Origin of the sequence: Volucribacter psittacicida, assembly GCF_004339025.1 — a bacterium.
In the GTDB taxonomy this organism is placed as follows: Bacteria; Pseudomonadota; Gammaproteobacteria; order Enterobacterales; family Pasteurellaceae; genus Volucribacter; species Volucribacter psittacicida.
In genome coordinates, this window is the sequence record NZ_SMFT01000002.1 from 220342 (window position 1) to 236682 (window position 16341).

The following is a 16341-nucleotide window of genomic DNA, read 5'->3' on the forward strand; positions in this document are numbered from 1 at the left end:
ACCAACGCTGTATCATTTTAAAGTGGGACGACTATTAACCACTATCTCCTTGAAATTTCATTTTTTATGCCTATATAGGCTAGGTATTCTTTTATTTATAATCAACATATAGGATAAAACAATGAGTCAAAATCAAGAAACAAGAGGCTTTCAATCGGAAGTCAAACAATTACTACAATTAATGATCCATTCTCTTTATTCCAACAAAGAGATTTTTTTACGCGAATTAATTTCTAACGCCTCTGATGCCGCAGATAAATTACGTTTTAAAGCCCTTTCAGCCCCAGAACTTTATGAAGGCGATGGCGATTTAAAAGTGCGTATTAGTACTGATGAACAAAAAGGTACATTAACCATTAGTGATAATGGTATTGGTATGACGCGTGAACAAATTATTGATAACTTAGGTACCATTGCCAAATCTGGCACTAAAGAGTTTTTATCCGCCCTCGGCAGTGAACAAGCAAAAGATAGCCAATTAATCGGTCAGTTTGGGGTAGGTTTTTATTCTGCCTTTATTGTCGCGGACAAAGTTACCGTAAAAAGTCGCGCCGCTGGTGAGTCAGCGGATAAAGGTGTCCTTTGGGAATCCGCAGGCGAGGGAGAATATAGTGTCGCTGATATTGAAAAACCACAGCGTGGTACAGAAATTACTTTACATTTGCGTGAGGATGAAAAAGAATTTTTAAATGACTGGCGTTTACGCGAAATCATCAGCAAATATTCCGATCATATTGGCTTACCTGTGGAAGTTCTCACAAAAGAATATGATGATGAAGGCAAAGAAACAGGCGTTAAATGGGAAAAAATTAACAAAGCCCAAGCCTTGTGGACAAGAGCCAAAGGCGATATTTCTGATGAAGAATATAAAGAATTTTATAAACATTTAACTCATGATTTCAGCGATCCTTTATTATGGGTACATAATAAAGTTGAGGGAAAACAAGAATATACCAGCCTACTCTATGTACCAAGCAAAGCCCCTTGGGATTTATTTAATCGTGAACATAAACATGGCTTAAAACTCTATGTACAACGAGTGTTTATTATGGACGATGCTGAACAATTTATGCCGAATTATTTACGCTTTATGCGTGGTTTAATTGACAGCAATGATTTACCGTTAAATGTTTCAAGAGAAATTTTACAGGATAATAAAGTCACCGCGGCTTTACGCAAAGCCTTAACCAAACGTTCACTACAAATGCTAGAAAAATTGGCGAAAGATGATGAGCAAAAATACCAAGAATTTTGGCAACAATTTGGTTTAGTGCTAAAAGAAGGCCCTGCGGAAGATTTTGCCAACAAAGAAGAGATTGCTAAGTTACTGCGTTTTGCCTCAACCCATCAGGACAGCTCAGAACAAACAGTGTCCTTACAAGATTATGTAAGCCGTATGCCAGAGGGGCAAAAAGCAATCTATTATATTACTGCGGATAGCTATATTGCGGCTAAAAACTCACCGCACTTAGAAATCTTTAACAAGAAAGGTATTGAGGTTTTATTATTATCCGATCGCATTGATGAATGGATGTTAAGTTATCTAACCGAATTTGACGGAAAACCATTACAAACCATTAGCAAAGCGGATTTAGATTTAGGTGATCTCGCCGATAAAGAACAAGAAGAAAGCCAAAAAGAGCAAGATAAAACTTTTGCAAGTTTTATTGAACGTGTGAAAAATCTATTAGGTGATCGAGTGAAAGATGTGCGTTTAACTCATCGCTTAACGGATACGCCTGCTGTGGTTTCTACTGATAATGATCAAATGACCACACAAATGGCAAAACTTTTCGCAGCGGCTGGACAAAGCGTCCCAGAGGTAAAATACACCTTTGAATTAAACCCAGACCACCCAATGGTACAAAAAGTCGCAGATATTGCCGATGAGCAACAATTTGCAGAATGGATTGAATTATTATTAGAACAATCTATGTTGGCAGAACGTGGCAGTTTAGAAAATCCGATTGCCTTTATTAAGCGGGTTAATAAGTTACTTGGGTAGTAATTAATAAGGTGAGCAAAGCTCACCTTTTTTATGAAAGCAATTAATGCTTATGCCCGCAACCGCAGCCATGTTCATGGTGGTGATGTTCATGATGATGCCCACCGCAACCACAACCATGACCTTCCTCTTCATGACCACCACAGCAACTACCACCCTCTTGATGAATATGACCATGAGCAATTTCTTCTAATGTCGCTTCCCTTGTTGCAATTACTTCAACAGTAAAATGTAACGCTTGCCCTGCTAACATATGGTTACCATCAACCACCACTTCATTATCGCCAACTTCTGTAATCACAACAGGTAACGGGCCAACATCAGTATCCGCAATAAAACGCATACCTACTTCTAATTCATCAACGCCCATAAAAACGTCTTTTGGCACACGTTGCACCATATTCTCGTTATATTCACCATAACCTTCTTCTGGTTTCACTTTGACTTCAAATTTATCGCCAACCGATTTACCTTCCAAAGCATTTTCTAAACCAATTACAAGATTATTATGACCTTGTAAGTATTCTAAAGGCTGATTTGCAGGCGCCTCATCGACCAAAACACCGTCTTCTGTTCTCACTTGATAAGCGATGCTTACCACAACATTTTTTGCTACTTTCATTGATTACTCCATTGTTGTACAAATATTCAGGCATTGTATAAGAAATCAAACAAGATAGAAAGTTAATCCTGCTATAACTCCCTTATCTTGTCTATAATAAACACTTTTTAAATATAGTCGCTTCAATTTAAAATAAGACAAAGTGACACGCCCAAGACAGTACAGTTCGTACAGCTGTACCAACACCGTATTATTTTAAAGTGGAACAACTATAATAAGGATAGATTATGTCATCAGCACTACATTACGCCGTTAATTTACTTGCTCGACGAGAATATAGCGAAGCGGAAATTCGATATAAAATGCAACAAAAAGGCTTTAGCCAAGAGGATATAGAACAAGTCATTCAATACTGCCAACAAAAAAATTGGCAAAGTGATCTGCGTTTTTGTGAAAGTTATGTCCGTTCTCGATTACAACGCGGCTACGGTAAATTACGGATTAAACAAGAACTTAAACATTTAAAAGGCGTTAATAATGAAACATTAACGATGGTTTTTGAAAATATGGAAATTGATTGGTTCGAACAAGCCTTTACCACTTTAGAGAAAAAATTTCCTGATTTTGCACAAGTTAAGGATCTTAAAACCAAACAGAAGATTTGGCGTTATATGATTTCTCATGGATTCTCCCCTGAGGAATTTAGTGATTATATCGGGCAAAGTAATGATTAAAAGTGCGGTATAAAAATAAAAATTTTTTGCACCGCACTTTTATACTTATTTTAATGTTGTAATAACAAAATTAATCTTTATAAAATTAAGCTTAAATATCCAAAAACGCCATGATACTCTGTGCGGCATCTCGTCCTTCTGCGATGGCGGTTACGACGAGATCGGAGCCTCGGGTGATGTCGCCGCCGGCAAAGATTTTTGGGTTGGCGGTTTGTTGTTTTAAGCCTGTTTTTGCTTCAATTCTGCCTCGTTGATCGGTGGTTACCCCTACTTTACTGAGCCAAGGCATACGATGTGGTGCAAAACCGAAAGCCACAATAATGGCATCACAAGGGATAATTTCTTCGCTGCCAGCAATAGGTTCAGCTCGGCGGCGTCCTTGTTGATCAGGCTCGCCTAGTTGGGTGCGGACAATTTTAATCCCTGTGACTTTGCCTTGTTTATCCACTTCCACTGCCACAGGATCTGCTTCAATTTCAACAGGTTGGGCATTGAATTGGAATTTTACCCCTTCCTCTTGTGCATTAGTGTATTCTTTTTTGGAGCCTGGCATATTAGCGGCATCACGACGATAAACACAGGTTACCGCTTTCGCTCGTTGGCGAACAGAGGTGCGAACACAATCCATTGCGGTATCCCCACCGCCCAACACAACCACGCGTTTATCCTGCATACTCACATAATCAGGTGCTGGTAAATTTAATAGATGTTGGGTATTGCCGATTAAAAATGGTAAAGCTGAATATACCCCTTGAGCTTGTTCGTTAGGGATATTCGCCTTGATCCCTTGATAAGTCCCAACCGCGAGAAATACGGCGTCATATTGTTCCACAATGTCAGCTAATTCAATATCCTTGCCGATTTCTACACCAAGTTTAAATTGGATACCCATTTCGCTAAACAATTCTCGGCGGCGTTGCATCACTTGCTTTTCTAATTTAAAGGCAGGGATACCAAAGGTCAGCAATCCGCCAATTTCTTGTTGGCGTTCGTAAACGGTAACCTCTACCCCATTGCGAATTAATACATCAGCACAACCTAGTCCAGCTGGACCTGCTCCGATAATCGCCACTTTTTTACCGCTTGCCTCTACCGCTGGAACGCTAGGCTTCCAGCCCATAGCGAAGGCTTTTTCGGTAATATATTTTTCTACGTTGCCAATGGTTACTGCACCAAATTCTGCGTTTAGGGTGCAATCGCCCTCACAAAGGCGATCTTGTGGGCAAACTCGTCCACAAACTTCTGGTAGGCTATTGGTGCTATGGGCTAATTCGGCGGCTTCAATAATACGCCCTTCATTAGCCAACTTTAGCCAGTTAGGAATGTTGTTGTGTAACGGGCATTTATTTTGGCAATAAGGGTTACCACAAGCTAAACAGCGATCCGCTTGAGATTTGGCTTGGCTATCGCTAAAGGCTTGATAGATTTCAATAAATTCTATTTTGCGTGCATTTAATGGGATTTTTGGTGGATCTACTCGAGGTAAATCAATAAATTGGTAAACATTCTCACTCATAATACTTTCCTTAGAAATCCTTTGATATTTAACTTAGGTTAAGGTTATTGCGTAACCACGCGTAATTCTTCAATGCTACGGCGTTTATGACCGAGTAAGGCATTGACATCATTGGCTTTTGGTTTGACCAAAATAAAGCGGTCAATAAAGTTTTCCCAATCTGCGAGGATACGTTCGCCAATGGCACTATGGGTTAGCTCCACATGGCGTGAAATTAAACCGCGTAGATGTTCTTGGTGCATTGGTAATTCCCTTAGGGATAAACCTTCTACCAATTCAGGATTAATGCGTTGTGGGAAGTTGCCATCTTCATTGAGGACATAGGCAAATCCACCTGTCATACCTGCACCAAAATTGATGCCTGTTTTGCCTAAAATGGTAACAACACCGCCTGTCATATATTCACAGCCATTGTCGCCAATGCCCTCTACTACGGCACTTGCCCCTGAATTACGCACCGCAAAGCGTTCTCCTGCTCGCCCAGAAGCAAATAATTCGCCATGGGTTGCACCATATAAGCAAGTGTTGCCAATAATGGCTGCATGTTCAGCTTTGAACGCCACGCCGTTATGAGGCTTGATCACAATACGGCCACCGCCCATACCTTTGCCTACATAATCGTTAGCGTCCCCTGTGAGCGTAAGGTTTACGCCACCTGTTAGCCAAACACCGAAACTTTGCCCTGCGGTGCCAACTAAGTTAATATCAAAAACTTGTGTGCTGTTTCCTTTATTACCATATTCTTTCGCAATCATACCCGATAAGGTTGCCCCCACTGAGCGATCGAGATTGCTAATATCAAAATTCACTCGAAGACTTTCGCCTTTGTTAAATGCCTCTTGTACCTCATTGACAATGGCTTTATTTAATAAGCCCTGATCGAATGGCGGGTTATTTTCTTGACAGAAACGTGCACTGCCGTCAGGCACTTTTGGCGAATACAATAATTTGGTTAAATCTAAGCCACGTTGTTTTGCGGTTTTTCCTTCAATAATTTCTAATAAATCGGTACGTCCGATTAAATCAGTGAGTTTTTCTACCCCTAATTGCGCCAATAACTCACGCACATCTTGGGCGATAAATTTGAAATAATTCATCGCTTTTTCTACTGTACCATGGTAATGGTTATTGCGTAGGGTATCGTCTTGGGTCGCAATCCCTGTGGCACAGTTATTTAAATGGCAAATACGCAGATAACGGCAACCTAATGCCACCATTGGTCCTGTACCAAAACCAAAACTTTCCGCCCCTAAAATGGCAGCTTTAATAATATCCAAACCTGTTTTTAAGCCACCATCAACTTGTAAGCGGACTTTATGGCGAAGATTATTTTCCACTAAGGCTTGTTGTGCCTCTGCCAATCCTAATTCCCAAGGAGAACCTGCATATTTAACGCTAGATAATGGGCTTGCCCCTGTACCGCCATCATAGCCTGCAATGGTAATTAAATCCGCATAGGCTTTGGCGACCCCTGTGGCAATAGTTCCCACGCCCGGCAAGGACACAAGTTTTACCGAGATTAAAGCTGTTGGATTGATCTGTTTGAGATCAAAAATCAGCTGTGCCAAATCTTCGATAGAATAAATATCATGATGTGGTGGTGGCGAAATTAAGGTTGAGCCTGGTACTGCATAGCGTAATTGTGCGATATAAGGGGTAACTTTATCGCCGGGTAATTGTCCGCCCTCGCCGGGTTTTGCCCCTTGTGCCACTTTAATTTGAATCACATCGGCACTCATTAAATACGCCGCAGTAACCCCGAAACGTCCTGAGGCAACTTGTTTAATACGAGACACTTTTTCGGTGCCGTAACGTTTAGGATCTTCGCCGCCCTCACCTGAGTTAGAAAAACCACCTAAACGGTTCATCGCCGTAGCCAAAGCCTCGTGTGCTTCTGGGCTTAATGCCCCAATGGACATTGCCGCACTATCAAAGCGTTTATACAGATTTTCCGCAGGCTCTACTTGCTCCAAAGCAATGGCTTGGCAATCTTCTGTTTTCAAGCGTAACATATCACGAAGAGTAGTAATCGGACGTTGATTAACAGCATCACGATATAATTTGTATTTTTCGTAATCGCCCGTATTCACCGCCGCTTGAATGGTATTTACTACCTCTGGATTATAGGCGTGATATTCTCCTTGTGGTTTAAATTTCAAATAACCACCAGCGTCAAGCCCTTGGCTAGCTCGCCATGCACGTTGGCGAGTTTGGCTAATTTGTTGATGTAAATCAGCAAAATTTGCTCCCTCGATCCGACTGCTGATCTTTGGAAAACATAATTGGGTAATTTCCTTACTCATTCCCACGAGTTCAAACAAATGAGCACAACGGTAGGAAGAAATGGTAGAAATCCCCATTTTAGACATAATTTTGTATAGCCCTTTGTTGATACCATTGCGGAAGTTCGCCAATACCTCTCGTAACGGCTTATTAATCGCCCCCTTTTGCACCATATGTGCCAAACTTTCATAGGCTAAATAAGGATATACCGCCGTTGCACCTAAACCGATTAATACGGCAAAATGATGAGGATTGCGTGCCTCAGCGGTTTCCACAATAATATTGGCATCACAACGTAAATTGGCACTGACTAAACGTTGTTGAATTGCGCCCACAAATAACGCAGACGGAATTGGCTGGCGATCTTTGCTAATTTGACGATCAGAAATAATCAATAAAACAGCGCCATTTTTGACCGCACTTTCTGCTTGATCACAAAGCTGTACTAGGGCAGATTGTAAATCTTGCTCCGCCGAATAAGTGGCATCTAAGCGTTCGGCTTTATAATGTTGCTGCGGTAAGTTGAGTAGCTGTTGTAAATCAGAATAAAGCAAAATCGGCGATTTAAAATTCACCCGATGCGACATTCCCTCCGCCTCAAAGAATACACACATTTCTCGCCCAATACTGGTGTTAAGGCTCATCACATGGGCTTCACGCAATGGGTCAATGGGCGGATTAGTGACTTGAGCAAAATATTGACGGAAATAATCAAAAATCACTCGAGGGCGTTCGCTCAATACTGCAAATGGCGTATCATCGCCCATTGAGCCAACGGCTTCTTGCCCGTTTTCGCCCAGTACGCGGATAATCCCCTCTAATTCTTCGCTATCATATAAAAATTGCTTTTGATAAATCTTAAGTTGTTTATCATCAAGGCTTACGTTACCAATATCCTGTTCCGCTATTTGCTCAAATGGGATTAAACTTTTTACATTTTTATTAAGCCATTGGCGATAAGGGTGCCGATTTTTCACTTCTTCATCAATTTGATCAGAATGGAGCAGTTGCCCTTTACGAGTATCAATCACCAATAATTGCCCTGGTCCGACTCGCCCTTTTTCCACCACTTCATCAGGGGCATAATCCCAAATTCCCACTTCAGAGGCAATGGTAATTAAACGATCTTGGGTAATCACATAACGAGCAGGACGTAAACCATTACGATCCAAATTACAAGCGGCATAACGCCCATCGGATAAGACGATACCAGCTGGGCCGTCCCAAGGCTCCATATGCATTGAGTTGAAATCATAAAACGCCCGCAAATCATCGCTCATATCAGGATTATGCTGCCAAGCTGGTGGTACAAGCAAACGCATAGCACGAAATAAATCCATACCACCGCACACAAATAACTCCAGCATATTATCCAATGAAGCCGAATCTGAACCGCTTTCATCCACAAAAGGAGCGGCAGTTTGTAAATCAGGAATTAATGGCGTGCGATATTTATAAGCCCTTGCTCTTGCCCAAGCTCGGTTACCCGAAATGGTATTAATTTCCCCATTATGAGCAAGATAACGAAAAGGTTGTGCCAATCGCCAACGTGGTTGAGTATTGGTAGAAAAACGTTGGTGGAATAAACAAATGGCAGACTGCATACGCAAATCCGCTAAATCCAAATAGAATTTAGGCAGATCTTTCGGCATACACAAACCTTTATAAATAATGGTTTGATTAGAAAAACTGCAAATATAAAAATCAGGATCACTAATTCGCTTCTCAATACGGCGACGGGCAATAAACAAACGGCGTTGTAAATCTTGCACACGCCAACCGCTCGGTGCATTAATAAATACTTGCTTAATCAAAGGCATATCTGCCAACGCAATCGCCCCTAATACGGAAGGATTGGTAGGCACATCACGCCAAGCCGCAATACCAAGGGTTTCATTGGTTAATTCTTCATTGATAATCTCAATATAGGCTTGAGCTTTTTGTTCATCTTGTGGCAAAAATATTTGCCCCACACCAAAGATTTTCGCTAAAGAAAAGTGATTTTCTTCCGCAATGGTACGAAAAAAACTTTCGGGTAATTGCAAGGATAAGCCACAGCCATCGCCTGTCTTCCCATCGGACAAAATCGCCCCACGATGTTGCATTCTGGATAAACCTAAAATGGCATTACGCACAACCTTATGGCTTTGTACCCCATCAATATTGGCGATTAAACCAAATCCGCAGTTTTCTCGTGTCAGAGAAGGATCATATAACATCTGCATAGTTTAACTTCCTGTAAAAAGTAAAAGTCGTTGGTTTTATTGATTTGTTGTGTTCTGGTAGTTATACCTACCTTAGGGAGAGAGAAAAAAGTGCGGTCAAAATAGAGAGAATTTTTTGACCACACCATATAGTCATATTAATTTGATAATTATGCTTTAATTATTTTCCACTATCCCCATAGTTACCCAATACTCTCGCACTTGGATCATCAACATTACAGCCTTCCCATTCTTTATTCGGCATCCAAAAGTCTTTAATCCAATGAGATTGTCCTGGGTAGAATTGCTCAAAAATATCACGATAAAGTAAAGATTCTTTGGTAAATGGCGTACCATGTGGATATTTTTGTTTCGCTTGTGCTAAATCTTGATCTGAATATTTGCTTTCCGCATAAGCCTTAAGATGATCCACCATAGAATGTCCCACCGCATCGCTAAATGCCGCTTTCTCACGATAAAGAATACTATCAGGCAAATAATCCAAGCCCTCAAAAGCACGGCGTAATAAATATTTCCCCTTGTTATATACGTTCATTTTACGTTCTGGATTAATGCTCATCGCATAATCCACAAAATCAGTATCGCTAAACGGAACACGAGCCTCTAAAGAGTTTGCCGCTAAACAACGGTCAGCACGCAACACATCATACATATAAAGCTCACGAATACGTTTTTGTGCTTCTTGCTGGAATGCCATCGCACTTGGAGCAAAATCTGTGTATTTATAACCAAAAATTTCATCGCTCACTTCCCCCGTAAGCAATACTTTCAGATCGGTATTTTCACGAATATATTTACACACCAAATACATACCCATACTGGCACGAATCGTGGTAATATCCCAAGTTTCCAAATGCCAAATGACTTTTTCTAGGCTTGATAACACCTCATCTTTAGTCATAATCACTTCGGTATGTTCCGTCCCCAGATAATCCGCCACTTCTTTCGCATATTTCAAATCAATAGGATCGGTATCCATACCCACCGCAAAGGTTTTAATCGGCTTATCAGAATGACGTTGAGCAATGGCACAAACTAAAGACGAATCCAAACCGCCACTGAGTAAAAAACCTAATGGCGCATCAGAATTTAAACGTTTTAGCACCGCTGCCTCTAATTTCTCACGCAAGTTAATGGCAATCGTATCCACATCTTGTTCCACAATACGTTTCGGATCCGCCAAATCGTTATAACACACAAATTGCCCTTGAGCATAATAATGCCCCGGTGGGAAAGGCTGCACATCACGACAAAACGGCACTAAACCTTTCGCCTCAGAAGCAAAAGCAATACCGCCAGTTTGCTTATCATAGCCATAAAACATTGGACGAATCCCCATAGGATCACGCCCCGCCATAATATCGCCACTTTGGCTATCCCATAAAACAATAGCAAATTCCCCATCAAGCATTTTCATCATCATCTCAATGCCTAAACGCTGATACAAAGGAATCAAAACCTCACAATCGCTACCGGAGTGAAATTGATAGCCGCTGGCTAACATAGTTTTTAACTGTGGATAATTATAAATTTCGCCATTACATAATAAACGAACACCTTCATGCTCAAAAGGCTGGTTACCATTGTTGCTTAAATCCATAATAGATAAACGATGAAAGCCCCAAATACCACTTTGATCCGACACTAAACTTTGATGATCAGGCCCACGATGAAATAGCGCATCATAACCACGTTTAAACTGTTCTGAGGTTTCGCTTGAAGACGAAAAAATAAATCCACACATAAATACATTTCCTTTATTATTTAATTCTTTTGTTGCTTATTGGCTTGTTTACCCACGTTATCAAGGGATAACAAGCTATCTAGGGTAATAATTTAAACGAAAAACACTTAACTGCCAATAAAAATAAATTAAATTTAACAAAAAATCAAATTGAATTAGTTTTTATTTAATTATTTTTTGATTTATTGTGATTTTGTTTGATTTATTTATGGCATTAATAAGGTTTATTGAATAGGGTTATAGTCGTCCCATTTTAAAAGAACAGGACATTGGCATGCCTCAACACTCCCTTTGTGGTGTCTTTGACGTACAGACTTATCTCGTTTTAAATTGAAACAACTATAATTTGAAGCGATTACAAATAGAGATCTTATGACAAAATATTTACTTACAAGCTAAAATTCTATGGCAAAATACCTCATCCCTCTTTCCCATCATTAAGGATCCCACAATGGATATTAAACATTTACGCTATTTTGTCGCTATTGTAGATAATGACTTTAACCTAAGCCGTACCTCACAGAATTTATATATCTCCCAACCAGCGTTGAGTATGATGATCGGTGATTTTGAACAACGTGAAGGAATTGCTTTGTTTAAGCGATCTCAGGGGCGGATTGTAGGATTAACTTATATGGGGGAAAATTATTACCGTGATGCCAAAGAAATTTTGCTGAAATATAATCAAATGCATAAAAACTTGCACCAAAGTAATAAACAAATCACAGGAAATGTCGTGATTGGTATTCCCCCTTTGGTATTGTCAGTCATTTTTTCTGAAACAATGCCAAAATTGATTTTAAATAATCCTTCTATTAATTTTACGATCAAAGAACAAGGGGCATTTATCTTAAAAAATGAGCTTTTATTGGAAAATATTCATTTTGCTTCGTTACTTTACCCTGAACGTATCTCCAAAAATATCATTGATTCCTTTGTAATTCATCATTCAGAACTGGCGGTTTTTTGTTCTCCTGAGCATAAACTTGCTCGCCAAGAATATATTTGTTGGCAAGATTTACATACCCAAAAAATGGCTATCTTTGATAATACTTTTATGATTTATCATCAGCTCACTGAAGCCTTTGAAATTCATAATATTTATCCACAGATTATTTTACAATCAAGCTCTTGGGATTTTTTATTGAACTCAGCTAAAATTAATAAAGATTTATTAACCATTTTGCCTTATCCCATTGCTAAGCAATATGCTTCGCCTGATTTTGTTTGCCGTAAAATTAAAAATCCCATTCCTTGGATCGTTACGCTTTGCCGTTTAAAGAAAAATAATTATTCTAGTGTGGAAAATTATATTTTTGATTCATTACTAAAAGCCTTTACCCATAAGCCACACTCATAGTCAGCAACGCATTTTTTGATTATAATATCGCCCTATTTCTTTTTTCATTTTTATTGTGTGATGATAAAACCACCTTATTTCTTTTTAATTGATTTTGAACAGCAAGCACCTTTGGTGGTGCCTTGTGAGCAAGCTCATCAACAAGGCATTTATTTTGATATACAGGGCTATCATAATCTAGATTGGCAAGTACAAATTCCTACGCCCATCCGTTTTAGCAAGACACCATTGGATTATCATATTTATCAACAAGGCTTTCAGCAAGTACAACAACAGCTGCAATTTGGCAATACCTATTTATTAAATCTTACTTATCCCACCGCCATTGAAACAAACCTGAATTTACGCCAACTTTTTCAAGCAAGCCAAGCACCTTATAAATTATTGTGGGATAACCGCTTTGTGTGCTTCTCGCCAGAATGTTTTGTCAAAATGGAAAATGATCGGATCTATACTTATCCGATGAAAGGCACAATCGATGCCGATCTGCCACAAGCTAAAGCTCAATTATTACACAATGAAAAAGAAATTCGTGAACACAATACCATTGTGGATTTAATGCGTAATGATTTAGCCATTATCGCACAGGATATTCAGGTAGATCGTTATCGTTATTTAGAAAAAATTGAACGGCAACAAGGGGCTATTTGGCAAACTAGCTCACAGATTAGTGGTAAATTACCATCAAATTGGCAACAAGATCCCTTAAGTTTATTGCAAAAATTATTACCTGCGGGATCAATCAGCGGAGCGCCAAAACAAAAAACCGTCCAAATTATTCAACAAGCGGAACAACAAAAAAGAGGGTATTACACTGGTGTCTTTGGTTATTTTGACGGACAACATTTAATAAGTGCCGTTGCCATTCGCTATATTGCCCAACAAGGACAACAATATCATTTCCATAGCGGCGGTGGTATTACCGCACAAAGTGAAATCAGCAGCGAATACAATGAACTTTGCGAAAAAGTCTATCTCCCTTTAAAAACAGACTATCGGTAATCCTCTATGTCATTTCCCTTATTTGAAACCATTGCCTTTGAACAAGGGCAAGCACAACGTTTAGATTATCATCAAGCTCGTTATCAACGCAGTTTACGCCATTATTATGGGGTTCACGCCGAAAAAAGTGCGGTGGATTTTCGCCAAGTTTTGCAACTTCCGCCCCATTGCACTGAAGGATTAATACGCTGTCGAGTGGATTACAATGATCAACACATACAGATTCAATATACCCCTTATCAACGCCGTTGTTTTCGCCATTTTTTACCCATTATCGTCAATCAACCATTAAATTATTCATTAAAATGGACCGACCGCCATTTATTACAACAATATTATGCCCAACGGGGCGACTATGATGAAGTGATGCTTGTACAACAAAACCTCATCACCGATTGCACCATTGGCAATTTAGTCTTTAAACGGCAAGGGCAATGGTTTACCCCCAAATCCCCCTTATTAGCAGGCACACAACGGCAATACTTGCTCGATCAGCAACGTATTGAATTACGAGATATTTATTTGCACGAATTGGATTTATTTGAAGAAGTGCGGTTAATTAACGCAATGAATCCCCTTGATTGAGGCTATTTATGTTATTACTCATTGATAATCACGATTCTTTTACCTACAACTTAGTGGATTTACTACGTCCCCTCGGTTATCCTTTTATGGTGGTGCCAGTAGAACAAGTTAGCTCACAACAACTACAACAAGCGGAACATATTTTAATTTCCCCGGGTCCTGATATTCCCCAAGCCTATCCGCAAGTTTTTGCCATCTTACGACAATATTACCAACAGAAAAAAATCTTAGGGGTATGTTTAGGTCATCAAATTTTATATGAATTTTTTGGTGGCAAACTCTATAACCTTGGACAAGTTCGTCACGGACAATCAGGCACGCTTTATTGCACTAAAGAAAGTCCCCTTTTTGCGGGATTACCTCAATCCTTCCAAGTGGGACTTTATCATTCTTGGGCTGCGGATCCTGATACCTTACCAGAAGACTTAGAAATCATCGCCCAAGACCAACAAGGTGTAATTATGGCAATCCAACATCGTGATTTCCCCATTTACGGCGTACAATTTCACCCTGAATCCTTTATCAGCCAATATGGCTCACAACTGATTGCCAACTGGTTAGGCGATAAAGTGCGGTCTATTTGAGAAAAATTTTGGGAGCAGAGAAATGAAAGTGAAAAATAATAAAAAAAACCAACCGCACTATAACAATCAAAAAGGCGATATTTACTATCGCCTAATGTTAATGAAAAAAGCCTCAATTATTTCCAAATATCAGACTCTACACGTTTCGCTAATTTTGGGTGTTTATCAATGTTAAATTGAGGTACTTTTGTTTGTTTTAATTGTTGTTGATAATCTTTCAACAAGGTCCAAACAATCGGTGCAAGCAATAGAATTGCCGTTAAGTTAATGAGCGTCATAATCCCCATAAACATATCCGCCATATCCCAAACTAACATCACTTTTTGTGTTGTTCCCCAATAAACCATAGCAAGCACCAACAGTCTAAACACATTCAATAACAAACGATTGTCTTTTAAATAGCTAATGTTATTTTCCGCATAAGCATAATTACCAATAATGGTAGAGAAAGCAAACATAAACATAATGATCGCTAAGAAATCTTTGCCCCAACTTCCAACTTGGCTTTCAATGGCTAATTGAGTAAGCTGTGCCCCTGTGGTCGTTGCATCATTATGGACTCCAGATAATAAAATAATCACTGCTGTTGCCGTACAAATAATAATGGTATCTACAAACACACCAAGCATTTGGATCATACCTTGGCTCACAGGGTGTTTAACATCAGCAGAGGCTGCCGCATTAGGCGCTGAACCCATACCTGCCTCGTTAGAATATAAACCCCGTTTAATCCCATAAATCATAGCTTGTGAGAAAAATGCTGCAAAGAAACCACTTGCTGCTGCACTAAAATCAAAAGCTGAACGAATAATATAATGGATTACTTCTGGCACTAAGCTGATATTTTTGCCCAAAATATAAACTGCCATACCAATATACAAAATCGCCATAAAAGGAACTAAAAACTCAGCAATTTTAGAAATGCGTTTAATCCCACCAAAAATCATTGGAGCAGATAAAATCACTAAAGCAATGCCCACAACAGTCGGAGAAATTCCCCAAGCCGCTTGGCTTGCCTCTGCAATCGTATTTGATTGCACAGCATTAAACACAAAACCATAGGTAATAATTAAGGATAAAGCAAATAATGCCCCAAACCAACGCTGTTTTAAGCCTTGAGTAATATAATAAGCAGGACCACCACGATATTGCCCATTTACATCTTTGACTTTGAATAATTGTGCTAATGAAGATTCAGCAAAAGCACTACTCATACCAATAATCGCCGTTACCCACATCCAAAATACCGCACCCGGTCCACCAAGGGTAATCGCCAAAGCCACCCCAGCCACATTACCTACGCCAACACGGCTCGCTAATCCGATTACGAATGCCTGAAAAGCTGAAATACTCTCTTTATTTTTATCCGCGGAATTACGCCCATTAAACATTTCTCTTACACTTTGAGCGAATAAACGAATTTGTACACCGCCAGTAGTAATGGTGAAAAATAAGCCAGTAGCAAGCAATGCAATAATTGCAATATCCCATAAAGGTGCATTGACTTGATTGATAAACTGATGAAATTTTTCCATATTTTCTCCTTGTAATATTTCAAGACGAGATAAAATACAGAAAAAATTAGAAAAAGCAAAAGAACAGATAACAGAAACGATAAATATTAAATAAAATCTAACAAGCGATAGATTTATTTAATTTTAATTTAACACTCGTTGAGGAAATTGAGAGATATGATAAAAATATACCGCACTTTTTACTTTTATAGTGCGGTATATCTATT

11 protein-coding genes are annotated in these 16341 nt (G+C 39.4%); 6 read left to right on the forward strand and 5 right to left on the reverse strand.

The window, feature by feature from the left end; genetic code table 11:
* Nucleotides 1-121 precede the first annotated feature (121 nt).
* Nucleotides 122-2005: a molecular chaperone HtpG gene (gene htpG, locus EV694_RS04400; protein ID WP_132689821.1), complete on the forward strand. Its 1884-nt coding sequence runs from the start codon at nt 122-124 to the stop codon at nt 2003-2005.
* 43 nt (nt 2006-2048) lie between these two features.
* Here the strand turns inward: htpG and slyD are convergent, their stop codons facing one another.
* Nucleotides 2049-2627: a peptidylprolyl isomerase gene (gene slyD, locus EV694_RS04405; RefSeq protein ID WP_132689824.1), complete on the reverse strand. Its 579-nt coding sequence runs from the start codon at nt 2625-2627 to the stop codon at nt 2049-2051.
* Between the two features lie 227 nt (nt 2628-2854).
* Between slyD and recX the strand changes: the two genes are divergently transcribed.
* A complete protein-coding gene (gene recX, locus EV694_RS04410; RefSeq protein WP_424580044.1) occupies nt 2855-3301 on the forward strand; it encodes a recombination regulator RecX in 447 nt (148 codons plus the stop codon).
* 91 nt (nt 3302-3392) lie between these two features.
* Here recX and EV694_RS04415 read toward each other — a convergent pair whose 3' ends face one another.
* From EV694_RS04415 to asnB, 3 genes are all read right to left on the reverse strand, one after another.
* Nucleotides 3393-4817, reverse strand: a complete 1425-nt coding sequence (locus tag EV694_RS04415) for an FAD-dependent oxidoreductase (RefSeq protein ID WP_132689830.1) — start codon at nt 4815-4817, stop codon at nt 3393-3395.
* Nucleotides 4818-4861: 44 nt separating this feature from the next.
* On the reverse strand, nt 4862-9325 hold the full coding sequence (gene gltB, locus EV694_RS04420) for a glutamate synthase large subunit (protein ID WP_243645975.1): 4464 nt from the start codon (nt 9323-9325) through the stop codon (nt 4862-4864).
* Between the two features lie 160 nt (nt 9326-9485).
* On the reverse strand, nt 9486-11069 hold the full coding sequence (asnB, locus tag EV694_RS04425; RefSeq protein ID WP_132689833.1) for an asparagine synthase B: 1584 nt from the start codon (nt 11067-11069) through the stop codon (nt 9486-9488).
* Between the two features lie 451 nt (nt 11070-11520).
* Between asnB and EV694_RS04430 the strand changes: the two genes are divergently transcribed.
* The 4 genes from EV694_RS04430 to EV694_RS04445 are packed head-to-tail and all read left to right on the forward strand — an operon-like array spanning nt 11521 to nt 14600.
* Complete coding sequence (locus tag EV694_RS04430; RefSeq protein ID WP_132689836.1) at nt 11521-12429, forward strand: LysR family transcriptional regulator; 909 nt, start codon at nt 11521-11523, stop codon at nt 12427-12429.
* A 60-nt stretch (nt 12430-12489) separates the two neighbouring features.
* Nucleotides 12490-13431, forward strand: a complete 942-nt coding sequence (locus tag EV694_RS04435) for an aminodeoxychorismate synthase component I (RefSeq protein ID WP_132689839.1) — start codon at nt 12490-12492, stop codon at nt 13429-13431.
* Nucleotides 13432-13437: 6 nt separating this feature from the next.
* Nucleotides 13438-14016 (forward strand): aminotransferase class IV family protein, encoded by a 579-nt coding sequence (locus EV694_RS04440; protein WP_132689842.1) that lies wholly within the window; start codon nt 13438-13440, stop codon nt 14014-14016.
* Nucleotides 14017-14024: 8 nt separating this feature from the next.
* Nucleotides 14025-14600, forward strand: coding sequence for an anthranilate synthase component II (locus EV694_RS04445; RefSeq protein ID WP_132689845.1), 576 nt, complete (start codon nt 14025-14027; stop codon nt 14598-14600).
* Between the two features lie 116 nt (nt 14601-14716).
* Here EV694_RS04445 and EV694_RS04450 read toward each other — a convergent pair whose 3' ends face one another.
* Nucleotides 14717-16135, reverse strand: a complete 1419-nt coding sequence (locus EV694_RS04450; protein WP_132689848.1) for an alanine/glycine:cation symporter family protein — start codon at nt 16133-16135, stop codon at nt 14717-14719.
* Nucleotides 16136-16341: the final 206 nt, after the last annotated feature.

What these genes read in the sequence shown, in the direction of transcription:
- htpG (WP_132689821.1), top strand. Translation starts at nt 122, where the DNA reads ATGAGTCAAAATCAAGAAACAAGAGGCTTTCAATCGGAAGTCAAACAA.
- slyD (WP_132689824.1), bottom strand. Translation starts at nt 2,627, where the DNA reads ATGAAAGTAGCAAAAAATGTTGTGGTAAGCATCGCTTATCAAGTGAGA.
- recX (WP_424580044.1), top strand. Translation starts at nt 2,855, where the DNA reads ATGTCATCAGCACTACATTACGCCGTTAATTTACTTGCTCGACGAGAA.
- EV694_RS04415 (WP_132689830.1), bottom strand. Translation starts at nt 4,817, where the DNA reads ATGAGTGAGAATGTTTACCAATTTATTGATTTACCTCGAGTAGATCCA.
- gltB (WP_243645975.1), bottom strand. Translation starts at nt 9,325, where the DNA reads ATGCAGATGTTATATGATCCTTCTCTGACACGAGAAAACTGCGGATTT.
- asnB (WP_132689833.1), bottom strand. Translation starts at nt 11,069, where the DNA reads ATGTGTGGATTTATTTTTTCGTCTTCAAGCGAAACCTCAGAACAGTTT.
- EV694_RS04430 (WP_132689836.1), top strand. Translation starts at nt 11,521, where the DNA reads ATGGATATTAAACATTTACGCTATTTTGTCGCTATTGTAGATAATGAC.
- EV694_RS04435 (WP_132689839.1), top strand. Translation starts at nt 12,490, where the DNA reads ATGATAAAACCACCTTATTTCTTTTTAATTGATTTTGAACAGCAAGCA.
- EV694_RS04440 (WP_132689842.1), top strand. Translation starts at nt 13,438, where the DNA reads ATGTCATTTCCCTTATTTGAAACCATTGCCTTTGAACAAGGGCAAGCA.
- EV694_RS04445 (WP_132689845.1), top strand. Translation starts at nt 14,025, where the DNA reads ATGTTATTACTCATTGATAATCACGATTCTTTTACCTACAACTTAGTG.
- EV694_RS04450 (WP_132689848.1), bottom strand. Translation starts at nt 16,135, where the DNA reads ATGGAAAAATTTCATCAGTTTATCAATCAAGTCAATGCACCTTTATGG.